The organism is Kitasatospora sp. NPDC092948 (assembly GCF_044754805.1).
In the GTDB taxonomy this organism is placed as follows: domain Bacteria; phylum Actinomycetota; class Actinomycetes; order Streptomycetales; family Streptomycetaceae; genus Kitasatospora.
Window position 1 is genome coordinate 1 of record NZ_JBIVPU010000011.1, and the last position, 22827, is coordinate 22827.

Consider the following 22827-nt stretch of genomic DNA (forward strand, 5'->3'; position numbering starts at 1 on the left):
GCAGGGGGGACCCTGTGGGAGAGTAGGACGCCGCCGAACAATTATTCAGGAGAAGCCCCCCGCCTTTCGGCGGGGGGCTTTTTCGCGTTCCCGGGAGTTTTTTGCGTTCTCGGGCTATTCCGGGAGGGAAGGCCGGGGCGGCCGGCCCTACCGCACCGGTCCGAGCTCGTCGATGTACACCGTCGGCGTCGACAGGAACACGTCGGCGTCCACCGGCCCGTAGGCGATGTTGAAGGTGTCGAGCCAGTACGACCAGTCCCTCATCCCGTTCGCGCTGCTGAAGCGGTAGTTCAGCTGCCAACGCACCCATTGGCCCGGGTGCAGGGGCACTGCCGGGGGCCTGCGGCGGCGGGGCGGGAGGCCGTGCAGGGGGTCGACGCGCGGGAGTATCCGTAGCCGGCCGTCGGCCTGGCGGAGGCTGACGGCGACGTTGCGGTGGGCCACCTGGATCTCCTGCGGCTCGAAACGGTGTTCCTCGCGCATGCGGACGAGGTGTGCGGAGGCGGAATCCAGGTCGGGCGGCAGCAGGAAGCCCATGGGGGCCGCGTTTCTGCGGGCGGCGGCCTCACCGCCGCGGGACTGTTTGGTCCAGCTCGTCTTGATCCACTGCACCGTGATCTCCACAGCATCCACCTCCGTCGAGGACGGTACAGAGAAACCCCCAGCCGTCCGGATGTACGGATGCGCGGTGGCGCGGTGGCTGGGGGTTCGGGGACGGCGGTTCGGGACCCGGCGGGGTCAGAGCCGGCCGGCGGCCTTGAGGGCGAGGTAGGTGTCGGCGAGGGCGGGGGCGATGGACCCGGGCGGGGAGTCGAGGACGGTGATGCCGCGGCGGGTGAGGAGGTCTGCGGTGCGGCGGCGGTCGGCCCGGGTCTGTTCGGCGGCGGCGGCGCCGTAGACGTCGCGGACGGTGGTCCGGGGGGTGGTGATCAGCTCGTCGAGGCGGGGGTCGGCGACGGAGGCGATGACGACCTCGTGGCGCTTGGTGAGGAGGGGGAGCTGGGGGAGCAGGCCGTCCTCGATCTGGTGGGCGTCGAGGCCGGTGAGGAGGACGATCAGGGAGCGGTGGGGGGCCATCCGGAGCGCGGTGGAGACCATGGCGCGCAGGTCGGTCTCGATCAGGGCGGGTTCCAGGAGGGCCATCGCGTCGGTGAAGGCGGGGAGGACCTCGGCGGGGGAGCGTCCGGCGACGGCGGCGCGGCGCTGCCGGTCGTGGGCGAGCAGGTCGACCCGGTCGCCGGCCTTGGTGGCGAGGGCGGTGAGCAGCAGGGCGGCGTCGAGGGCGGCGTCCAGGCGGGGGGCGTCGCCGACGCGGCCGGCGGAGGTGCGGCCGGTGTCGAGGACGATGAGGACGTGCCGGTCGCGCTCGGGGCGCCAGGTGCGGACGGCGACGACGCTGCGGCGGGCGCTGGCGCGCCAGTCGATGGAGCGGACGTCGTCGCCGGGGAGGTACTCGCGCAGGGAGTCGAACTCGGTGCCCTGACCGCGGCTCAGGAGCGAGGTGCGGCCGTCGAGTTCGCGCAGGCGGGCGAGGCGGGACGGGAGGTGCTTGCGGCTGGTGAAGGGCGGCAGTGCGCGGATCCGCCAGGGCGCGTCGAGGGTGGCCTGGCGGCCGGCCAGGCCGAGCGGGCCGAGTGAGCGAACGGTGACCCGTCCGCTGTCGTGGTCGCCGCGCCGGGTGGGGGCGAGGTGGGTGGTGAGGCGGCGGCGCTCCCCGGCGGGGATGGTGACGGAGTGCCGGGAGGCGGTGAGGGAGGTGCCGGGGGCCCACGCGGAGGGGTACCAGGCGTCGCGGATCCGGGCGCGCAGCGGGCGGCGGGACGGGTTGCCGACGAGCAGGTCGACGGTGATGTCCTCGCCGAGGCGGACGCTGGGGTCGCCGGACCGTTCGAGGGTGAGGCGGCGGACGGGGGCGGCGAGCACCAGGTCGATGACGATCGCGGCGAGCAGCGGCAGCATGACCACGCCGATGCCGGTCCAGGAGGGGAGCACGAGGCCGACCAGGAGGGCGCCGAGGGCGGCGATGAGGGCCGTGCGGCCGGTCAGGGCCATGGGGTGCTGGGCTCGCTTTCTGGAACGGTGGACGCTGAAGGGGGAGAGACGGGCGGTGCTCTCCCCCCGGGGCGGCTGGCGGCTGGCGGCTAGCGCGGTGCGGGCGTCTGGGCGAGGACGGCCTGGATGACGCTGTCGGCGGTGGTGCCTTCCATCTCGGCCTCGGGGCGGAGCTGGATGCGGTGCCGCAGGGTCGGCAGGGCGAGTGCCTTGACGTCGTCGGGGGTGACGTAGTCGCGGCCGGCCAGCCAGGCCCAGGCGCGGGAGGTGTTGAGCAGGGCGGTGGCGCCGCGGGGGGAGACGCCCATGGAGAGCGAGGGCGACTGTCGGGTGGCGCGGACCAGGTCGACGATGTAGGCGAGGACCTCGGGGGAGACCGTGAGGGCGCGGATCTCGGCGCGGGCGGCGGCCAGGTCGGCGGCGCCGGCGACCGGGCGGACGCCGGCGGCGGCGAGGTCGCGCGGGTCGAAGCCGGTGGCGTGCTTGGAGAGGACCTGGAACTCCTGCTCGCGGGTGGGCAGCGGGAGGACCAGCTTGAGCAGGAAGCGGTCGAGCTGGGCCTCGGGCAGCGGGTAGGTGCCCTCGTACTCGATGGGGTTCTGGGTGGCGGCGACCAGGAACGGCTCGGGGAGCTTGCGGGGCTCGCCGTCGACAGTGACCTGCTTCTCCTCCAGGGCCTCCAGCAGGGCGGCCTGGGTCTTCGGCGGGGTGCGGTTGATCTCGTCGGCGAGCAGCAGGTTGGTGAAGACCGGGCCGGGCTGGAAGGAGAACTCGGCGGTGCGGGTGTCGTAGACCAGGGAGCCGGTGACGTCGCCGGGCATCAGGTCGGGGGTGAACTGGATCCGCTTGGTCTCGACGTCGAGGGCGGTGGCGAGGGTGCGGACCAGCAGGGTCTTGGCGACGCCGGGGACGCCTTCGAGCAGCACGTGGCCGCCGCAGAGCAGCGCGACGACCAGGCCGGTGACGGCGGCGTCCTGGCCCACCACGGCCTTGGCGATCTCCTCGCGCAGGCCGGTGAGGGCGGCGCGGGCGTCGCGGGTCTCGCCGGGGTCGGTCTTGTAGAGCTGGGCGGTCACGGCTGTCGTACCTGCCATTCCATGTCGTCGAGGTCGTCGGCGAGCCGCAGCAGGGCGGCGTCGTCCGTGGGGGCCGGGCCGTACAGCAGCTGCTGGAGGTCGGCGGCGGGGCGTCCGAGCCGGGCGGCGGCGGCCTCGGTGAGGGCGGCCGGGTCGGGGTCCCCGGAGGTGTGCGGGAGGCCGAGGGCGGTGGCGGCGCGGCGGCGGGCGGCGCGGCGCAGGGTCTCGGCGGCGTGGCCTCGGGCGTTGGCGCGGTGGTAGAGCCGGGCGCGGCCCTCGGCGGTTTCGGAGGCGCGGACCACGGCGGGAAGCCGTTCGCTGAGCACCGGTCCGAGGCGGCGGGCGCGCCAGGCGGCGGCGAGCACGGTGGCGATGGCGAGTTGCAGGGCGGCCCAGTTCCAGCCGGCCGGGATGAGCTCGTCGAAGGTCTTCTGGTGGGTGGCGGTACGGCTGCCGCTCCTGCCTCCGCTGCTGTGCCCGCTGCCGCTGCCGCCGTCGGTGCTTCCACCGCCGGTGCTTCCGCCGCCGCTGCCGCCGTCGGTGCTGCCGCTGCCGGTGCCGCTGCCGGGGTTGCTTCCCGAGGTGCCCGAGGTGCCCGGGGTGCCCGGGTCGGCGTCGACGGCGTCGGTGTGGATCTGCCAGACCAGCTGGTGGTGCGCGCCGAGCAGGCCGAGGGCGAGGGCGGCGTTGCCCTCGTGGTCGAGGCGCCCGTTGACGAACGGCCGGGTGCTGCCGACGACGATCAGCTGCTGGGTGCCGCTGGTGCGGCTGACCAGGGCGTAGCGGGCGCTGCCCTGCGGGTAGCAGCCGGTGTCGTGGGAGCCGGGCTCGTAGTTCGCGCCGCGCAGGTCGGCGGGGCCGGCGTTGGCGGCCTCGGGCAGTTGGCAGCCGGGGTCGACGGCGGTGTCGGATCCGGCGTCGGAGTAGTAGAGGTGGACGCCGGAGGCGAAGGCGCGCAGGGCGGGCTCGTCGGGGTCGATCAGCACCACTCGGCTGTTGCGGCCGCGGGTGAGCGTGGAGAGCCGGCCGAGTTCCTGGTCGGTCAGTTCGTCGGCGAGGGTGAGGACGACGGTGGTGTCGTCGGCGCGCAGGGCGGCCGCGAGTTCGCGCTCGGTGCCGGCGGTGCGGCTGGTGATGCCGTGCTGCTGGAGGAGCTGGTCGACGGCGCGGGTGCCTTCGGCGTCGCCGGAGCGGGGGTCGAGCGGCGGGTAGCCGTCGGAGCCGGGTATGCCGGCGACCAGGACGCCGACCAGCAGGACGGCGAGGCCGGCGACCAGCCGCCAGCGCCAGCGGCGCCACAGGGGGCGCAGCGTGGACGGGGTCGTACCGGCGGCCTTCTCGACGGCGGGCTGCTCGGCGGGGTCGGCGGTGGCGGGCGGGGGTGCGGTGGTGGTCATGCGGTTCCTCCGCCGGCCGGCACGGGCGTGGGGCGGGTGCGTTCGAGGGCGCGGTCGAGGTCGGCGAGGAGCCGGTAGGACGCTTCGTCGGCGGTCCGTTCGCCGAACGCGATGTCGTCGAACAGCCTTGCGGCGGAGGCGAGTTCGCGGGCCCGTTCGGGCAGGGCGCGGCCGGCTTCGGCGGCGGCCTCGTCGGCGGTGCGGCCGGGGCGGGGGGTGAGCACGGTGCGTTCTTCCAGGCCGCGGACCAGGGCGCGCATCTGTTCGCGGACGGCTTCGCCCCAGGCGCCGCGTTCGGCGTGGGCGGCGGCTGCGGCGCGGTGCTGGTCGGCGCCGCGCGGTCCGTCGGCGGCGAACAGCACGCCGGCGGCGCGGGCTTCGCGGCGGGGTGCGCCGTAGCGGCGCCAGAGCACGAAGGCGATCACCGCGGCGAGGACGATCAGCAGCACCAGGACGGTGCCGTCGCCGCCGCCGAGCGGGACGCCGATGCCGTTCATCAGGCGGTCGAGCTGGTCCTGGAGCCAGTTCAGGAAGCGGTCGACCAGGCCGGGATCGTGCTGGTGGTAGACGGCTTTGCGGAGTTCTTCGTGTGCGGCGTCGCGGGCGGCGTCGCGCGGCACGGTCACCGGGGCGCTGTCCGCGAGCAGCGCCCCTCCCCCCCGGAGTCCCATGGCGATCAGGCTCCCGGCGGGGTGTACTGGCCCGGGACGGGCGCGGCGGCGGGCGTCCAGTGGCCGGGGAGGCCGGCGGCGCGGGCGAGTTCGAGGTCGAGCGCTTCGCGGCGGATCCGCTGGTCGGTGTAGAGCAGGCCGACCAGGGTGCCGCTGAGCGGGATGGTGAGGGTCTTGGCGAGGACGCCGAAGACCGCCGTGATCCCGATGCCGATCGCGGCCTGGCCGTCGGTGGTGAACGGGTTGGTGGGGTCGCCGCCGATCATCAGGGTGATGATCTCGGCGGGGACGGTGAGCATGGCGGTGAGCAGGCCGACGACGATGCCGAACACGAACATGGTGCCGAAGATCCGCCACCAGGAGCCGCGGACCAGGTGCCAGGAGCGCTTGAGGGAGCCGACGACAGTCTGCTTCTCCAGGATCAGCGCGGGCGGGGCGAAGCTGAGCTTGACCCCGAGGAAGATCGCGGGCAGCGCGGCGGGCAGGACCAGGACGAGCCAGGCGGGCTGGTCGCTGACGGCGGTCAGCACGATCAGCGGGACGATCGGCACGGCGAGCGAGCCGATCATGATGACGAAGTGCAGCAGCGCCAGGCCGAGCAGCCGGCCGAGGTGCGGCCGGGCCTGCGCCCAGGCCTGCTGGGGGGTGGTTCCCCGGCCGAGCAGGCTGTTCCCGATGACGGGGGTGAGCAGGCCGGCGGTGATCACGCCGGCGAGCATTTCCAGCGGCAGCGTGTAGTAGCCGGAGAACAGGGCCTCGACGTAGGTGCCGGAGGTGTGGATCCACCAGTCGACGCCGGCCTGGACGAGTTCGAGGGCGCAGGCGAAGACCAGGCTGAGCCCGAACGCGGTCTTCCAGTGCGCGCGGACGAGGGCGAACGCGCCGTCCATCAGTTCACCGAAGCCGAGCGGGCGCAGCGGGATGATGCCGAGCGTCGGCCCGGGCGGACCGGCCGGTTCGGGCTGCGGTCCGGATGAGGGGGCGGCCGGTGGGGCCGAGGGAGCCGGGTGGCCGGTTTCGGACGGTCCGGGCGCTGGCTCGGGAGAACCGGGTGAGGTCCAACCCGGGGTCTCGGTCAATCGAGGCTCCTCGTCGGGGCACCCCTGGCACGGGTGCTTCGGGGGCCCATCGTGCCATGGTGCGCACGCGTACCCCAGGGGTATCCCGTTGCTGATCGGCAACGGTCCGAGCAAGGCCGCAGAGCCGATACCTTTGCGATGGTATGACTGGTTCGGCCGACGGTCGGGGGCCGGCAACGGAACAGCTGTGCGTCAGGTCACATTCGGGTGATGAGAAGATGGAGCCATGAAGGGACGTGTCCTCGTCGTCGATGACGACACCGCACTGGCCGAGATGCTCGGCATTGTGCTGCGTGGTGAGGGTTTTGAGCCGTTTTTCGTCGCGGACGGGGACAAGGCGCTGGCCGCCTTCCGGGAGACCAAGCCGGACCTCGTACTGCTCGACCTGATGTTGCCCGGGAGGGACGGCATCGACGTGTGCCGGCAGATCCGGGCCGAGTCGGGCATTCCGATCGTCATGCTGACCGCGAAGACCGACACGGTCGACATCGTGGTGGGCCTGGAGTCCGGTGCCGACGACTACGTCACGAAGCCGTTCAAGCCCAAGGAGCTGGTCGCCCGGGTCCGGGCCCGGCTGCGGCGGGCCGAGGAGCCCACGCCGGAGCAGCTGACCATCGGCGACCTGGTGATCGACGTCGCCGGTCACTCGGTGAAGCGCGAGGGCCGTGGCATCCCGCTGACCCCGCTGGAGTTCGACCTGCTGGTCGCGCTGGCCCGCAAGCCCTGGCAGGTGTTCACCCGCGAGGTGCTGCTGGAGCAGGTCTGGGGCTACCGGCACGCCGCCGACACCCGCCTGGTCAACGTGCACGTGCAGCGCCTGCGCTCCAAGATCGAGAAGGACCCGGAGCGCCCGGAGATCGTGGTCACCGTCCGCGGCGTCGGCTACAAGGCCGGGCCCAGCTGAGGATGAGCGAAGAGCAGGCCGCCGCCTCCCCGTCGGACGAGACCTCCGGCGGGGAGGCGGCCGTGCGCGGCGACGTGCTGAGTTCCACCACCGGGCGGCCGCGTCGGCGCCGGTGGTGGGCGGTGCTGTTCGCGCCGGTGATCCGTCAGCTCCGGCACCCGGTGGGCCTGGTGCTGGCGTTGTACCGCCGTTCGATCCAGCTGCGGGTGGTGGCGGCGACGCTGCTGCTGTCCTTCGTGGTGGTGCTGGTGCTCGGCGTGGTGGTGGTCGCCCAGGTGCGCACCGGCCTGCTGGAGGCCAAGCAGAAGGCCGCGCACGGGCAGGCCATCGGCGGCTTCCAGATCGAGCAGGACAAGATCAACGAGGCGATCAACCTGCAGGCCAAGGCCGGTGCCGCCGCCGACCCGACCCGCGACCGGATCAACGCCTGGCTGACCAAGCAGGTCTCCGACCTGGCGTCCGGCGGCGCCGGCGTCTACTCGGTGATCGCCATCGCGTCCGACGGCCAGGAGGAGAGCGCCTCCAGCGCCGGCCTGCGCGGCGCCCGTTACTCGGGCTCGATCCTGCCCGACTCGATCACCTCCGAGCTGCGCGCCAAGGTCGCCGCCGACCCGTCCGTCCCGATCGAGCAGCCGGTCAAGTTCCACCGCGCGCCGGACAGCCAGGCCAAGCCCGACGACAACAAGGGCCTGGCGATCGGCAAGCAGTTCACCGGCCCGGACGGCAACCCGTACCAGCTCTACTACGTGTTCTCCTTCTACCAGGAGACCAGCACCCTGAACCTGGTGATGGGGACCCTGGCCACCGCCGGGCTGTTCCTGGTCATCCTGCTGGGCTGCATCGCCTGGCTGGTGGTCCGTCAGGTCGTCACCCCGGTGCGGATGGCCGCCGGGATCTCCGAGCGGCTGGCCGCCGGGCACTTCGACGAGCGGATGAAGGTCACCGGCAGCGACGACATCGCCCGTCTCGGCGACTCCTTCAACCGGATGGCCAACGGCCTGCAGGCGCAGATCCGCAAGCTGGAGGAGCTCTCCCGGGTGCAGCGCCGGTTCGTCTCCGACGTCTCGCACGAGCTGCGCACGCCGCTGACCACGGTGCGGATGGCCGCCGACCTGATCTACGACAGCCGCGAGGACCTGGACCCGATGGCGGCCCGCTCCGCCGAGCTGCTCCAGGACCAGCTGGACCGCTTCGAGTCGCTGCTCGCCGACCTGCTGGAGATCAGCCGCTTCGACGCCGGCGCGGCCATCCTGGACGCCGAACCGGTCGACCTGCGCGACATCGTGACCCGCGTCGTGGAGGCCGCCGACCCGCTGGCCCGCGCCAAGGGCAGCGCGGTGCTGATCCGCGGCGGCGAGAGCCCGGTGATCGCCGAGGTCGACAGCCGCCGGATCGAGCGGATCCTGCGCAACCTGGTGGTCAACGCCTTGGAGCACGGCGAGGGCCGGGACGTGGTGATCCGGCTCGGCGCGGGGGACGGCGCGGTCGCCGTCGGCGTGCGCGACTACGGCATCGGCCTGAAGCCCGGCGAGGCCTCCCGGGTGTTCCACCGCTTCTGGCGGGCCGACCCGTCCCGGGTCCGCACCACCGGCGGCACCGGCCTCGGTCTGTCCATCGCGGTCGAGGACGCCCACCTGCACGGCGGCTGGCTGCAGGCCTGGGGCGAGCCCGGCGGCGGCTCGCACTTCCGGCTGACGCTGCCGCGCACCCGTGGCGGCGAGCTGTCCCGGGCCCCGTTCCGGCTGGAGCCGGAGGACTCCCGGCACAACCGCGGCATGGCCTCGGTCGGCGCGCCCTACCGGCGCGCGGTGCGCGGCGGCGAGTCCACCGCCGTCCCGGAGACCCCGGACACCGAGCGGCAGACCTTCGGCTCCGGGCTGGGCGGGGTGCTCAGCATCGGCCCGGGCCTGGGCCGACCGAGCGCCGCCCCGGTCGCGAACCCGTCCGACGTCCGCGCCGGAGCCGTCGGTTACGGCGCCACCGGCGCACAGATCGTGGTGGACCGCAACGGCCGCCCGACGCAGCCGGCCCCGCCCGCACCAGGCGGCGCCGACACCGACCAGGAGGGGACCATCGGTGCACAGGAACGACAGGACGGCTGAGCGGCGGACCCGCGCCCTGGGCGGTGCGGCGCTGCTGGCGGCCGCCGCCACCGGCTGTGTCGCGATGCCGTCCGGCGGCGCGCCGCAGCGCATGGAGATGCCGCAGGGCGCCGCCGACGGCGTCCAGGTGCACGTCTACCCCGTCGCCCCGCACAAGGACGAGAGCCCCGGCGACCTGCTGGCCGGGTTCCTCGACTCCTCCAACGCCGACCAGGCCGACTACGACACCGCCAAGCAGTACCTGACCGCGGACGCCGCCAAACGCTGGCGGCCCGACGCCCAGGTGGTGGTGCTGGCCGACGCCCCGCACCTGAGCCACCCCACCCCGGGGCAGGACGAGACCACCGCGCAGCTCGCCGTCAGCGGCCGGCAGGTCGCCGAGCTCGACGGTCGGCACACCTACCAGGCCCGCTCCGACGAGGACTACCGGCAGACCTTCACCTTCGTGAAGGTCGGCGAGGGCCCCGACGCCGGACAGTGGCGGATCGACACGCTCCCCGACGGCCTGATCGTCGACCAGACCAACTTCAAGAACACCTACAAAGCGGTCCACCGGTACTTCTTCGCCGCGCCCGACCCGACCAGTGAACGCACCCAGTCCAACCCGGTGCTGGTGCCCGACCCGATCTACCTGCGCCGCCGGATAGACCCGCTCACCGAGGCCGCCCAGGCCACCGCCGCCGGGCCCTCGCAGTGGATCAGCCCGGTGGTCTCCTCCAAGCTCGACGGTGTCAAGGTGCTCAGCGCCACCGCCGGCGACAACCGGATCGCCTCCGTGAAGGTGGACGGCGTCGACCTGGGCAAGAACCAGACCGGCTGCCGGCAGATGGCCCAGCAGCTCTTCCAGACCCTGGCCGACCAGCAGGGCAAGCTGGACCGGCTCGACCTGTCCTCGCCCAAGGGCGGCTGCACGCTCACCGCCGCCGAGGCCGCACAGGTCGCGCCCGGCGTGCTGAGCGGCGGCGAGGGCGGCACCCAGGCGTACATCCAGCTGGCCGACGGCCGGCTCACCCGCTACCAGGACGGCTCGGTGGACCCCGCCCCGGTCGCCGGGGTGCTCGGCCAGGTCGCGCAGGGCGGCCAGCCGCGGGCCGGCGAACTCGCCGTCCGCCGGGACGGCAACGCCGTCGCGGTGATCGGCCAGGACGGCCGCAGCCTGTACCGCACCGGCATGACCGAGACCGACAAGTTCGGCGACCCGGTCGTCTCCAGCCGCGCCCCGCAGCCCGGCCAGGGCCTGGCCTCGCCCAGCTGGGACGGCCGGCAGGACCTCTGGCTGGTCGACCGCGACCCGGCCGCGCCCCGGGTGCTGATGGTCCGCGAGCGGACCGTCGTCCCGGTCACGGTGGAGGGGCTGGACGGGCGCTCCGTGCAGTCGCTGCGGATCTCCTCCGACGGCACCCGGGTCGCGCTGCTGCTGCGCCGCGGCAACGGCCCGACCACGCTGGCGCTCGGCCTGGTGGTGCACGGCGGCACCGCGGTCGCGCCGAACGCCCGGATCACCGCGGTGCGCGACATCGCCCCGCAGCTCAGCGAGGTCGCCGCGGTCTCCTGGGGCGACGCCGACCAGCTGGTGGTTCTCGGCAAGGAGACCGACCGGCTCCAGCAGCTGCACTTCCTGGGCACCGACGGCTCGCAGTCCACCGACTCCCCGCTGCAGGGCGGCGAGTCGATGACGGCGCTGTCCGCCACCGAGGCCCGGGCGCCGGGCGACCAGGTCGGCCCGGCGGTGCTCACCGCCTCGGTCTCCGCGGCCGGGTCGCGCCTGTACCGGCTGAAGGACACCCAGTGGCACACGGTGTCCAGCAAGTCGCCGCCCGCGGCGTTCATCTACCCGGGCTGAGCCCGGCCTCCCCGGCGGGCGCACCGCGCCGACCGGGCCCGGGCCCGCGCCGGGCGACCGCCGCGACGGTGGCGGCTGCCCGCGGCGGGCAGCCCGCCGCGCGCAGCGCCCGGGCCGCCTCGGCGAGGCTCGCGCCGGTGGTGACCAGGTCGTCCACCAGCACCAGCCGGTGCCCGGCCAGCGGGCCGGCCAGCCGGGCGGGCACGGTCAGTGCGCCGTGCAGGTTGCGGTGCCGCTCGGCCGCGCCCAGGCCCGCCTGGTCGGCGACCGGCCGGGCCTGTCGCAGGACGGGGGCGACCAGCGTGGCCACCCCGCCGCCGCGCAGTTCGCGGGCGGCGGCCCGGGCCAGGCGCAGCATCGGGTCGTGGCCGCGGGCCCGGGTGGCGGCGCGCGCGGACGGCACCGGCACCAGCAGCAGCGGGGCGGCGCCCGCGCCGGTCGCGGAGCGGACGGCGGCGGCCAGCGCCCGGCCGAGCGGGGCGGCCAGCCGCAGCGCGCCGCGTTCCTTGTGGGCGAGCAGCAGTTGGCGCACCGGCCCGGCGTAGGGGGCGGCGGCGTGCACCGGCGGCAGTCCGGGCGGTGGTCGCAGCGGCCCGGCGGGCCCGGCTCCGGCGCCGTCGAGCAGGGCCCGGCAGGGCGGGCACAGGCCGGTGCGGCCGTCGCCGCAGCCGGCGCAGCGGGCGGGGATCAGCAGGTCGAGCAGGGCGGCGAGGACCGGTGCGGGGCCGGATCCGGGCCGGTGGGCGGTGCTTCGGCTCGTCACGGAACCCCTCCGGAACGCTCGCCGGGCGGCGAGTTCAGCCATACGGTCGGCGGTGTCAGGCGTGTTGTCCAGCCGTTTACCACTGTTTCACCCGTAGGAGGGTAAACAGGGGAGAACAGCCGGGCCATCGGACGGGCGTCGGTACGTTCGTTCGACTGGGGAGGCGAGATCCCCGGGTGAGGTGTTGCATAAGGGCTCCAGGGGTTTCGAACGCTCCTGGTGGGGAGGAAGTGAGGTAAGGGGCCGGCGGTTCTCGCGGGTCTCCCGGGCGGCGCTCCGGGGACGTGCGGTGACCGACTGGTCCGGCTGGGTCTCACGCCGGTCCGGGACGCACTCCGGGCCGGTCAGTACCAAGGGATCGGAGTTCTGCGTGGACATCGTCGTCAAGGGCCGCAAGACCGAGGTGCCCCAGAGGTTCCGCGAGCACGTGGCCGAGAAGCTGGAGAAGGTCCAGAAGTTCGACGCCAAGGCGATCAGCCTGGACGTCGAGGTGTCCAAGGAGCACAACCCGCGGCAGGCCGACCGTTCCGACCGGGTGGAGATCACCCTCCGCAGCCGGGGCCCGGTGATCCGGGCCGAGGCGTCCGCCAACGACCCGTGGGCCGCGCTCGACCTGGCCTCGGCGAAGCTGGAGGCGCAGCTGCGCAAGTCCGCCGACCGCCGCCGGGTGCAGAAGGGCGGCACCAACGGGCGGGGCCCGGTGAGCGTCGCCGCGGCCACCGCCGCGCTGGCCGCGCTGCCTTCGACGGAGGCCGCCGAGGGCGTCAACGGCACACCGCGCAAGACCATGGCGGGCAGCCTGGAGGTGGAGGGCGACGGCCCGCTGGTGGTCCGCGAGAAGACCCACTCCGCGGCGCCGATGTCGCTGGACCAGGCGCTGTACGCGATGGAGCTGGTGGGCCACGACTTCTACCTGTTCCAGGAGAAGGACAGCGGCCTGCCGAGCGTGGTCTACCGCCGGCACGGCTACCACTACGGCGTGATCCACCTGAAGGAGGACCAGGCCGCGGCGGTCGATTTCGCCGGGGCCGGGGGCGCGATCAACGGCCCCGACGAGGAGTGATCGGCGGCCGCGTCCGTCGAACGGAGGATGTGGTGACCCCGGTGGCCGTGAACGGCCGCCGGGGTCACCGGCGTTCGGGGAGTCACCCAGCCGGGCGGTTCGATGTCACAGGGTGATCACAGGCCGTCCGGGGCGTGGAATGATGGGCGCGACATGTGACCGGAGGGCGGGGGAGGAGCGGATGGGGGAGAGCCTGGGCGCGCAGGACGCCGGCTACCCGCCGCGTCGCGCGGAGCCGATCCGGGTGCTGGTGGTGGACGACCACGCGCTGTTCCGCCGCGGCCTGGAGATCGTGCTCGCCGAGGAGGAGGACATCCGGGTCATCGGCGAGGCCGGGGACGGCGCGGAGGCCGTGCTGAAGGCCGCCGACCTGCTGCCCGACATCATCCTGATGGACGTCCGGATGCCCCGGCGCAGCGGCATCGAGGCGTGCACCGCGATCAAGGACGTGGTGCCCAGCGCCAAGATCATCATGCTGACGATCAGCGACGAGGAGGCCGACCTCTACGAGGCGATCAAGGCGGGGGCGACCGGCTACCTGCTGAAGGAGATCTCCACCGACGAGGTGGCCACCGCGATCCGCGCGGTGGCCGACGGCCAGTCGCAGATCAGCCCGTCGATGGCGGCCAAGCTGCTGACCGAGTTCAAGTCGATGATCCAGCGCCGCTCCGACGACCGGGAGTTGGTGCCCGCGCCCCGGCTGACCGACCGGGAGCTGGAGGTGCTCAAGCTGGTGGCCACCGGGATGAACAACCGGGAGATCGCCAAGGAGCTGTTCATCAGTGAGAACACCGTGAAGAACCACGTGCGCAACATCCTGGAGAAGCTCCAGCTGCACTCCAGGATGGAGGCCGTGGTGTACGCGATGCGTGAAAAGATCCTCGAAATAGGCTGAGCGAATCCTGATGGCGCGTCAGGCCAGCAGCCGCTCCAGCGCCGGCCGCAGCGCCTCGTCGTCCAGTCGCTCCACCCGGACGTCCGAGCAGCCCACCCACTCGGCGGCCTCGCGCAGCGCCTCGGCGAGGGACGACACCCAGCGGGGGCCCTCCAGCGAGACCTGGCGGGCCACCAGGGTGGCGCCCTCGCGGGCCGGGTCGACCCGGCCGACCAGGCGGCCGCCGGCCAGCAGCGGCATCGCGAAGTAGCCGTGCACCCGCTTGTGCTTGGGGGTGTACGCCTCCAGGCGGTGGCTCATGCCGAAGATCCGCTCGGTGCGGGGGCGGTCCCAGATCAGCGAGTCGAACGGGGACAGCAGCGCGGTGCGGTGCCGGCCGCGCGGCTCCGACTCCAGCGCCGCCGGGTCGGCCCAGGCCGGGGCCGACCAGCCCTCCACCTCGACCGGGACCAGGCCGGAGGCGGGCAGCGCCGCGTCCAGCTGGGCGCCCTTGAGGCGGTGGTAGTCCATCAGGTCGGCCCGGGTGGCCACCCCGAGCGCCGCGCCGGCCTGCGCCACCAGCTGCTCCAGGCATGCGGCGTCCGTCAGGTCCTGGTCGAACAAATCGCCGGGGACCGCCCGTTCGGCGAGGTCGTACACCCGCTTCCAGCCGCGCCGTTCGGTGACCACCACGTCGCCGAAGGCCAGCGCCCGCTCCACCGCGATCTTGGTGTCGGACCAGTCCCACCACTCGGCGGTCTTCTTGGCCCCGCCGAGGTGGGTGGAGGTCAGCGGACCCTCGGCGCGCAGCTGGTCGACGACCTGCGCGTACACCTCCGCGGAGACCTGGTGGCCCCAGACCCGGCCCTTGGCGCGGTTGGCGCGGCGGCGGAACGCGAACAGCGGCCACTCCTCGATCGGCAGGATGCAGGCGGCGTGCGACCAGTACTCGAAGGCCGTTCCGTGCCCCCAGTACGCCTGCTCCACGGGCTTGCGGCCGACCGGCCCGAGCCGGGCGTACGGCACCAGTTCGTGCGAGCGGGCGAGCACCGAGATGGTGTCCAGCTGGACGGCGCCGAGCAGGCGCAGCACGCCGCGGGCGCCCGCGCGGCGGTCGGGGGAACCGAGCAGTCCCTGGGCGCGCAGGGCGAGCCGGCGGGCGTGGTCGGCGGAGATCCGGACGGTCGGGGCAGGGGTCGCAGCCATGGCGGGAGGCTAGAGGAGAGCACTGACACTGCGGCCACGCCCGAGCGCTTTGACCGTTTGCACCCCGCTTCGGGCGATGTGCCCCCAGGGGTGACACAGGAATAGCGTGCTGACGGACCTCCCGGGGGCTCGGCCTCCTCGCATACGATGACCCGTACGGTGGGGTGGACTCCCCACCGTCAGTCATCCAGAGCCGATCCAGGCAAGGAGCCCGCTCACGTGTCCGTCTTCGACAAGATCCTGCGCGCAGGCGAGGGCAAGATCCTCCGCAAGCTGCAGCGGATTGCCGCCCAGGTCAACTCGATCGAAGAGGACTTCGTCAACCTCACCGACGACGAGCTGCGCGCACTGACCGACGAGTACAAGGCCCGGCTCGCCGACGGGGAGAGCTTGGACGACCTCCTCCCCGAGGCCTTCGCGACCGTCCGGGAGGCCGCCAAGCGCGTCCTGGGCCAGCGCCACTACGACGTGCAGATCATGGGCGGCGCCGCGCTGCACCACGGCCACGTCGCCGAGATGCGCACCGGCGAGGGCAAGACCCTGGTCGGCACCCTGCCGGCCTACCTGAACGCGCTGACCGGCAAGGGCGTCCACCTGATCACCGTCAACGACTACCTCGCCGAGCGCGACTCGGAGTGGATGGGCCGGGTGCACCGCTTCCTGGGCCTCGAGGTCGGCGTGATCCTGGGCAACATGACGCCCGCCGAGCGCAAGAAGCAGTACGCGATGGACATCACGTACGGCACCAACAACGAGTTCGGCTTCGACTACCTGCGCGACAACATGGCGTGGTCGCAGGACGAGCTGGTGCAGCGCGGGCACAACTTCGCGATCGTCGACGAGGTCGACTCGATCCTGATCGACGAGGCCCGTACCCCGCTGATCATCTCCGGCCCGGCCGACCAGGCCACCAAGTGGTACAGCGACTTCGCCAAGCTGGTGCAGCGCCTCAAGATCGAGCGCGACTACGAGGTCGACGAGAAGAAGCGCACCGTCGGCATTCTGGAGGACGGTGTCTCCCGGGTCGAGGACTACCTGGGCATCGACAACCTCTACGAGTCGGTGAACACCCCGCTGGTCGGCTTCCTGAACAACGCCATCAAGGCGAAAGAGCTGTACAAGCGGGACAAGGACTACGTCGTGATCAACGGCGAGGTCATGATCGTCGACGAGCACACCGGCCGTATCCTGGCCGGCCGCCGCTACAACGAGGGCATGCACCAGGCGATCGAGGCCAAGGAAGGCGTCGAGGTCCAGAACGAGAACCAGACGCTGGCCACCATCACCCTGCAGAACTTCTTCCGCCTGTACAACAAGCTGTCCGGCATGACCGGTACCGGCACCACCGAGGCGGCCGAGTTCCACCAGATCTACAAGCTCGGCGTGGTCCCGATCCCGACCAACAAGACCCCCAAGCGGATCGACCAGCCGGACCTGATCTACAAGTCCGAGCCGGCCAAGTTCGCCGCCGTGGTCGAGGACATCGCCAAGCGCCACGAGAAGGGCCAGCCGGTGCTGGTCGGCACCGTGTCGGTGGAGAAGTCCGAGTACCTCTCGCAGGAGCTGCGCAAGCGCGGCATCCCGCACGAGGTGCTGAACGCCAAGCACCACGAGCGCGAGGCGCAGATCGTCGCGCAGGCCGGCCGCAAGGGCGCCGTCACCGTCGCCACCAACATGGCCGGCCGCGGCACCGACATCATGCTCGGCGGCAACCCCGAGCACCTGGCCGCCGCCGAGCTCGCCCAGCGCGGCATCACTCCCGAGGACACCCCGGAGGAGTACGAGGGCGCGCTGCCCGCCGCGATGGAGAAGGCCAAGGCCGCGGTCAAGGCGGAGCAGGAGGAGGTGCAGGAGATCGGCGGCCTGTACGTCCTGGGCACCGAGCGCCACGAGTCCCGCCGGATCGACAACCAGCTGCGCGGCCGCTCCGGCCGTCAGGGCGACCCGGGCGAGTCCCGGTTCTACCTGTCGCTGGGCGACGACCTGATGCGCCTGTTCAAGGCCGGCATGGTCGAGCGCGTGCTGTCGATGGCGAACGTCCCCGAGGACGTGCCGATCGAGTCGAAGATGGTCACCCGCGCCATCGCCTCCGCGCAGACCCAGGTCGAGCAGCAGAACTTCGAGATCCGCAAGAACGTCCTCAAGTACGACGAGGTCCTCAACCGCCAGCGCGAGGTCATCTACGGCGAGCGCCGCCGCGTCCTGGAGGGCGAGGACCTGCAGGAGCAGGTCGGCCACTTCATGGACGACACCGTCGCCGCGTACGTCGAGGCCGCCACCGGCGAGGGCTTCGAGGACGACTGGGACCTCGACAAGCTGTGGACGGCGCTCAAGCAGCTCTACCCGCTCGACCTCGACCTCGACGAGCTGGAGGAGGACGCGGCGGAGAACGGCGGCCTCACCTCCGAGTACCTCACCAAGGCCATCCAGGAGGACATCGCCGCCGCCTACGGCCGGCGCGAGGACCAGCTGGGCGACCAGATCATGCGCGAGCTGGAGCGCCGCGTCGTCCTCTCGGTGCTGGACCGCCGCTGGCGCGAGCACCTTTACGAGATGGACTACCTCCAGGAGGGCATCGCGCTGCGCGCCTACGCCCAGCGCGACCCGCTGGTCGAGTACCAGCGCGAGGGCTTCGACCTGTTCTCCGCGATGATGGAGGGCATCAAGGAGGAGTCCGTCGGCTACCTGTTCAACCTGGAGGTCCAGGTCGAGCAGCAGGTCGAGGAGGTCCCGGTCCCGGACGACGAGCAGGTGCTGCTCGACAAGCTGGAGAAGGACGCCACCGTCCCGGCCGCCCGCCCGGAGATCCGCGCCAAGGGCCTGGAGGCCCCCGAGCGCAAGAAGCTGCACTACACCGCCCCGTCCGACGAGGTCGGCGGCGGCGTGGTCGAGGGCGACTTCGACGAGGACGGCCTGGTGCCCGACGGCGACGGCCTGACCCGCGCCGAGCGCCGCAAGGCGGCCAAGGCCGCGAAGGGCCGGCGCCGCAAGGGCTGACCCGCAGCAGCGGACCGACGGGGCGTCACCTCCTTCCCGGGGGTGGCGCCCCGTCCTGCTGCGCCCGGTCAGCGGGCCTCCACGGCGGCGCACTGCCACTGGCCGGTGCGGGTGTGCTGCTCCAGGCGGAACGCCAGCATGTGGTGGCGGGGCCCGAGTTCGACCCGCACACAGGCCTCCACGGCGCCCGGCGCGGGCGCCGAGTCGTGCACGTGGCCCAGCCGCGGCTGCCAGGACCGCCCGCGCGGGCGGAGCGGGCCGCTGCGGGTGAGCGCCGCGAGCTGGTGGAACCCCGGCAGCGTGGTGTGCCGCTGCAACTGGTGCACCGGGCGCACCCCGCACAGCACCTCCACCAGGCGGCGGGCGAAACGGGCCGCCAGCTCGCTGTGGCCCGTCCGGGACGGCGCGGGGCTGCGCGGCCGGGCCGGGCGCCCCGTGTCGCCGCAGGCCGCCCGCGGGCTGCGGACGGTGCGGGCCGCCTCCCCGACCGGGTGCGGGTGCCGGACCGGGCGGCGGGCGGAGTGCACCGGGTGGACCAGCGGGCGGATGCGGGGGCCGGGCGTCCGGGTGAGCTGCTCGGTCATCGGGGCCTTCTCGGAGGTCGGGGCGGCGGGGAGGGTCCGACCTTGGTACCGGGCGCACGGCGGCGGGCCCAAGCCGCTCACCGCACGCGCGGAAAGCCCGGGAAGTCCACTCGTGCGGGTGAGGTGCGCGGCGGCCGACGGGATCCGGCGGGCCCGGCCGGTCACGGAGTTGACGCACGGTCGGCGGCCGAGCGGCACCAAGGGGGACACCGCCGGTCGCCTGACCGGCCCAGCGCGGACCGGCGGCCGCGGGCTGCGTATTCTTGACCCGTCGCACAGTGACCGAGGAAGGGTGCCCCCATGCGCGTGTACGTGCCCACCACGTTGAACGACCTGGCGGTGGCGCACCCCGAGGGGGTCCTGGAGCAGAGCGTCGCGTACGCGGTGACTCCGGCGCTGCGCGAGTGGTACGTCAGTGACGACCTGGAGGAGCTGGAGTACGCGGCGCTCAACCGGGCCGCGCTGTCCTCCGTCCGGCTGCTGGCCGCCGACCCGAAGGCGCCGCGCCGGCGCGTGGTGGTGGCCGTCGAGGTCGCCGATTCCGCGGTGACGCCGTTCCCCGGGGACGAGTACCAGGACCAGGCCTCGCTCGGCCGGGTGGTGCTGGCCGGCCCGATCCGGCTGGCGAAGGCCGCCTCCGTGCACGCCGACGACGCCGACCCGGACGTGGAGGCCGACGTGGCCGCCGCGGCCGATGCCGTCGCCGCCGCCGACCAGGGCGACCAGGACGCGCAGTTCACCGTGGACGGCGCGGAGGACCACGAGCTGCTGTGGTTCGCCACCCAGGAGATCCCCGCCCTGATCGCCTGACCCCGCCGCTTTCCCGCTCTCCGAGGACCCCGCCCGGCCCCCCCGCCGGAGCGGGGTCCTTCGCGTCCCATGACATCCGTCATACCGGGCCGGTGAGCGCAGGCCCTGCCCGAGGCCCGGCCCGGACCGGCAAAGTGGTGTGCACCGCCGGCGAGGGGCCGGGGGAAGGGCACGGCGGACGACGGGGGACGTCATGAGCAGCATCGCGGTCGGCGTGGAGGTCGTGGCGGTCGAGGAGACCGGGGAGGCGGAGCTGCCGAGCGCCGCGGGGATGCGGCTGCCGGTGTGGTTCTTCGGCTTCGAGGGCGTGCTGGCGGGGGCGTTCGACCTGCTGCGGGCGTTCCCGTCGGCCTGGCCGGCGCTGGTGGCGCTGGGGGCCGTGAACCTCGCCGTGTCGCTGACGCTGCTGCGCACGCGGCTGAAGCTGGCGAAGCTGCTGTGGCGCGGCAAGGGGACGCGCAAGGTGGCGTTCGCGCTGGTGGGCCTGCGGTTCGGCAGCCACCTGCTGCTCGGGCTGCTGGGGGCGGCGGTGGCCTCGACCTTCGGCCATGTGCTGTTCGCGCTGGTGATGGCGGCCGTGACGGTGGCGCGGCTGGCGTACGTGCAGCGCACGGCGCTGGCCGCGCTGGTCGCCGACGGGAGGGTCGCCGCCTGACGGCGGCCCGGGCGGGCGGACCGCAGGGGGCCGGCGATTCCGGACGCCGGCGGGATGCGGGATCGGCCCCGGTGCGCGAGTGCCCGCCCCCGGTGGGACGGCCGGGCGGCGAGCCGCTCGCGGGCAGGGGCGCGGCGGTCGAAATTCGGTGGGAGGAGCTCCCGTCGCGGCCCTACCCTTGGCGGGTGCGCACACACATAGTCTGGGACTGGAACGGAACGCTGCTGTCGGACATGCCGGCGGTGCTGGGGGCGAGCAACGCCGCGTTCGCCCTGCTCGGGATCGGGCCGATGTCGCTCGACGAGTACCGGGCGCAGTACGAGATCCCCATCCCGAACTTCTACGAGCGCCTGCTGGGGCGGATGCCGAGCAAGGCCGAGTGGGTGGAGCTGGACGACGCGTTCCACGCCAAGTACCTGGAGCTGTTCCCGGGCTGCGGGCTGACGCCGGGCGCGGAGGAGCTGCTGACGGGGTGGACGGCGGGCGGGCGCAGCCAGTCGCTGCTGTCGATGTACGAGCACGAGGGGCTGGTGCCGGTGGTCGACGGGTTCGGCCTGACCAAGCACTTCGTTCGGGTGGACGGCCGGCGCGGCGAGTCCGGCGGGCGCAAGGCCGAGCAGTTGGCCGGGCACCTGGCGGCGCTGGGCGGGGAGATCGACCGGCAGCGGACCGTGCTGATCGGGGACGCGGCCGACGACGCGCACGCGGCGCTGTCGCAGGGCATCAAGTCGGTGCTGTGGACGGGCGGCTCGCACACCCGGGAGAAGCTGGCCCACGTCGGCGTGCCGGTGGTGGATTCGCTGGCGGAGGCCGTCGCGGTGGCGGAGGAACTGTCGCGGTAGGCGTGTCACGGCGCGTCAACGCGGGTGGGTGTGTTCACCCTGGTAGGGGAAGCACACGCACCACCGTACGGAGCAGTTGAACAGCATGCCGATCGACGCGGTCACCACCGTCCCCACACCCGTCAACGAGCCGCCTCGGGCGTACGCGCCGGGCAGCCCCGAGCGGGCCCGGCTGCTGCGCATCGCGGACCACCTGGCCGAGCAGCACACCACGCTTGCGATGACCATCGGCGGCGAGCAGCGGATCGGCGGCGGGGAGCGGATCGAGGTGGTGCAGCCGCACCACCACGCGGCGAAGCTCGGCGTGCTGGGCAACGCGACGGCCGCCGACGTGCGGGACGCCGTGGCGGCGGCGCTGGCGGCGGCGCCGGAGTGGCGCGGGATGGCGTTCGACGACCGGGCGGCGGTGCTGCTGCGCGCCGCCGACCTGCTGGCCGGGCCGTGGCGGGACGCGTTGGTCGCCGCGACCGTGCTGGGGCAGTCGAAGACCGTGCAGCAGGCCGATCTGGACGTCTGCGAGCTGGTCGACTTCTGGCGCTTCAACGTGCACTTCGCCCGGCAGATCCTGGCCGAGCAGCCGATCTCCGCCCCCGGGGTGTGGAACCGCGCCGACCACCGCCCGCTGGAGGGCTTCGTCTGCGCGATCACCCCGTTCAACTTCACCTCGGTGGCCGGCAACCTGCCGACCGCGCCCGCGCTGATGGGCAACACCGTGGTGTGGAAGCCCGCGCCGACCCAGATGCCGGCCGCGCACTTCCTGATGCGGCTGCTGGAGACGGCCGGCCTGCCGCCCGGCGTGATCAACCTGGTCACCGGCGACGGGCAGGCGGTGACCGAGGTGGCGTTCCAGCACCCGGCGCTGGCCGGGCTGCACTTCACCGGTTCCACCGCCACCTTCCAGCACCTGTGGCGGGAGATCGGCCGGAACATCGGCCGCTACCGGGGCTACCCGCGGATCGTCGGCGAGACCGGCGGCAAGGACTTCCTGATCGCCCACCCCTCCGCCGACCCGGCGGTGCTGCGCACCGCGATGCTGCGCGGCGCGTTCGAGTACCAGGGCCAGAAGTGCTCGGCGCTGTCCCGGGCGTACCTGCCGCGCAGCCTGTGGCTGCGGATCAAGGACGACTTCCTCGGCGAGGTGGACGCGCTGACCGTCGGCGACGTCACCGACCTGAGCAACTTCATGGGCGCGCTGATCGACGCCCGCGCCTTCGCCCGCAACCGGGACGCGATCGAGCGGGCCAAGGCCGACCCGCAGGTGGAGCTGGTGGCCGGCGGCCAGTACGACGACGCGATCGGGTGGTTCGTCCGGCCGACCGTGCTGGTCGGCGGCGACCGGCGCGGCGAGATCTTCTCCACCGAGTACTTCGGGCCGATCCTGGCCGTCCAGGTGTACGAGGACAGCCGCTGGGAGGAGGCGCTGGGCCGGGTCGACGAGGCCGCCCCGTACGGGCTGACCGGCTCGGTGATCGCGCAGGACCGGCGGGCCATCGTGCAGGCGGTGGAGCGGCTGCGGTTCACCGCCGGAAATCTGTACGTCAACGACAAGCCGACCGGAGCGGTGGTCGGGCAGCAGCCGTTCGGCGGCGGCCGGGCGTCCGGCACCAACGACAAGGCGGGCGCGGCGCAGAACCTGCTGCGCTGGACGTCCACCAGGTCGATCAAGGAGACGTTCACCCCGCCGACCGACTACGTCCACCCGCACATGGAGTGGTCACCCGAGTGACGTACAAGCCGCTCGAAGGCCATTGGACAACGTGTCCAGGAAGGAACGATCTTCCTGCAGGATTGCGCCTTCATGTCCCCTGACACCCAGGTTTCGCCACGTTAGGCTGGCTGGCGTCGCCGGTTTCGGTCACGTAGGCCAAACGTTGTGTCGTACCCGGGCGGAGCTCGACTCATGCGTGCC

The 22827-nt window shown here is 73.2% G+C and carries 18 protein-coding genes and 1 pseudogene; 10 read left to right on the forward strand and 9 right to left on the reverse strand.

Translation table 11 applies throughout. The features are described from left to right. Nucleotides 1–147: 147 nt before the first annotated feature. The 6 genes from ACIQF6_RS26850 to ACIQF6_RS26875 form a co-directional block, all read right to left on the reverse strand. On the reverse strand, nucleotides 148–624 hold the full coding sequence (locus ACIQF6_RS26850; protein WP_400899388.1) for a hypothetical protein: 477 nt from the start codon (nucleotides 622–624) through the stop codon (nucleotides 148–150). Nucleotides 625–738: 114 nt separating this feature from the next. Further along, nucleotides 739–2052, reverse strand: coding sequence for a DUF58 domain-containing protein (locus ACIQF6_RS26855; RefSeq protein WP_400899390.1), 1314 nt, complete (start codon nucleotides 2050–2052; stop codon nucleotides 739–741). Between the two features lie 89 nt (nucleotides 2053–2141). Next, nucleotides 2142–3128, reverse strand: coding sequence for an AAA family ATPase (locus tag ACIQF6_RS26860; RefSeq protein ID WP_400899392.1), 987 nt, complete (start codon nucleotides 3126–3128; stop codon nucleotides 2142–2144). After that, on the reverse strand, nucleotides 3125–4525 hold the full coding sequence (locus tag ACIQF6_RS26865; protein WP_400899394.1) for a DUF4350 domain-containing protein: 1401 nt from the start codon (nucleotides 4523–4525) through the stop codon (nucleotides 3125–3127). Before ACIQF6_RS26865 ends, ACIQF6_RS26860 begins: the two co-directional genes overlap by 4 nt. After that, nucleotides 4522–5196: a DUF4129 domain-containing protein gene (locus ACIQF6_RS26870; RefSeq protein ID WP_400899396.1), complete on the reverse strand. Its 675-nt coding sequence runs from the start codon at nucleotides 5194–5196 to the stop codon at nucleotides 4522–4524. The genes ACIQF6_RS26865 and ACIQF6_RS26870 overlap by 4 nt, the downstream gene beginning before the upstream one ends. Before the next feature lie 5 nt (nucleotides 5197–5201). Beyond that, nucleotides 5202–6086: a glycerophosphoryl diester phosphodiesterase membrane domain-containing protein gene (locus tag ACIQF6_RS26875; protein ID WP_400899398.1), complete on the reverse strand. Its 885-nt coding sequence runs from the start codon at nucleotides 6084–6086 to the stop codon at nucleotides 5202–5204. Between the two features lie 415 nt (nucleotides 6087–6501). Here ACIQF6_RS26875 and mtrA point away from each other — a divergent pair, with 415 nt between their 5' ends. Genes mtrA through ACIQF6_RS26890 form a run of 3 tightly spaced genes read left to right on the forward strand, consistent with a single transcriptional unit; the run spans nucleotide 6502 to nucleotide 11124 of the window. Next, nucleotides 6502–7179, forward strand: a complete 678-nt coding sequence (gene mtrA, locus ACIQF6_RS26880) for an MtrAB system response regulator MtrA (protein WP_030459579.1) — start codon at nucleotides 6502–6504, stop codon at nucleotides 7177–7179. A 2-nt stretch (nucleotides 7180–7181) separates the two neighbouring features. Continuing rightward, entirely contained in the window at nucleotides 7182–9281 is a 2100-nt protein-coding gene (gene mtrB / locus ACIQF6_RS26885; RefSeq protein WP_400899400.1) for an MtrAB system histidine kinase MtrB, read from the forward strand. After that, nucleotides 9256–11124: an LpqB family beta-propeller domain-containing protein gene (locus ACIQF6_RS26890; RefSeq protein ID WP_400899402.1), complete on the forward strand. Its 1869-nt coding sequence runs from the start codon at nucleotides 9256–9258 to the stop codon at nucleotides 11122–11124. The genes mtrB and ACIQF6_RS26890 overlap by 26 nt, the downstream gene beginning before the upstream one ends. Here the strand turns inward: ACIQF6_RS26890 and ACIQF6_RS26895 are convergent. Then, entirely contained in the window at nucleotides 11108–11887 is a 780-nt protein-coding gene (locus ACIQF6_RS26895; protein WP_400899404.1) for a ComF family protein, read from the reverse strand. The two genes, ACIQF6_RS26890 and ACIQF6_RS26895, sit on opposite strands and share 17 nt — an antisense overlap. Before the next feature lie 370 nt (nucleotides 11888–12257). Here ACIQF6_RS26895 and hpf point away from each other — a divergent pair, with 370 nt between their 5' ends. After that, nucleotides 12258–12950: a ribosome hibernation-promoting factor, HPF/YfiA family gene (hpf, locus tag ACIQF6_RS26900; RefSeq protein ID WP_400899406.1), complete on the forward strand. Its 693-nt coding sequence runs from the start codon at nucleotides 12258–12260 to the stop codon at nucleotides 12948–12950. A gap of 226 nt (nucleotides 12951–13176) precedes the next feature. Continuing rightward, nucleotides 13177–13845: pseudogene (locus ACIQF6_RS26905) on the forward strand (response regulator); the annotation flags it as partial. An 18-nt stretch (nucleotides 13846–13863) separates the two neighbouring features. Here ACIQF6_RS26905 and ACIQF6_RS26910 read toward each other — a convergent pair. Then, the gene (locus ACIQF6_RS26910) at nucleotides 13864–15030 is read right to left on the reverse strand and encodes a winged helix-turn-helix domain-containing protein (protein ID WP_400899408.1); all 1167 of its coding nucleotides are present in this window, start codon (nucleotides 15028–15030) and stop codon (nucleotides 13864–13866) included. A 219-nt stretch (nucleotides 15031–15249) separates the two neighbouring features. Here ACIQF6_RS26910 and secA point away from each other — a divergent pair, with 219 nt between their 5' ends. Continuing rightward, nucleotides 15250–18027: a preprotein translocase subunit SecA gene (gene secA, locus ACIQF6_RS26915; protein ID WP_400899410.1), complete on the forward strand. Its 2778-nt coding sequence runs from the start codon at nucleotides 15250–15252 to the stop codon at nucleotides 18025–18027. A 68-nt stretch (nucleotides 18028–18095) separates the two neighbouring features. On the opposite strand, the gene ACIQF6_RS26920 is transcribed toward secA, so the two are convergent. Further along, nucleotides 18096–18611, reverse strand: coding sequence for an Rv3235 family protein (locus ACIQF6_RS26920; RefSeq protein WP_400899412.1), 516 nt, complete (start codon nucleotides 18609–18611; stop codon nucleotides 18096–18098). A 300-nt stretch (nucleotides 18612–18911) separates the two neighbouring features. On the opposite strand from ACIQF6_RS26920, the gene ACIQF6_RS26925 reads away from it, so the two are divergent. The 4 genes from ACIQF6_RS26925 to pruA all read left to right on the forward strand — a co-directional run bounded on the left by ACIQF6_RS26925 (nucleotide 18912) and on the right by pruA (nucleotide 22644). Continuing rightward, nucleotides 18912–19421: a DUF6912 family protein gene (locus ACIQF6_RS26925; RefSeq protein ID WP_400899414.1), complete on the forward strand. Its 510-nt coding sequence runs from the start codon at nucleotides 18912–18914 to the stop codon at nucleotides 19419–19421. Between the two features lie 193 nt (nucleotides 19422–19614). Next, nucleotides 19615–20076, forward strand: coding sequence for a hypothetical protein (locus ACIQF6_RS26930; RefSeq protein ID WP_400899416.1), 462 nt, complete (start codon nucleotides 19615–19617; stop codon nucleotides 20074–20076). 185 nt (nucleotides 20077–20261) lie between these two features. Further along, a complete protein-coding gene (locus tag ACIQF6_RS26935; RefSeq protein ID WP_400899418.1) occupies nucleotides 20262–20918 on the forward strand; it encodes an HAD family hydrolase in 657 nt (218 codons plus the stop codon). Between the two features lie 91 nt (nucleotides 20919–21009). Continuing rightward, the gene (gene pruA / locus ACIQF6_RS26940; protein ID WP_400899746.1) at nucleotides 21010–22644 is read left to right on the forward strand and encodes an L-glutamate gamma-semialdehyde dehydrogenase; all 1635 of its coding nucleotides are present in this window, start codon (nucleotides 21010–21012) and stop codon (nucleotides 22642–22644) included. Nucleotides 22645–22827: the final 183 nt, after the last annotated feature.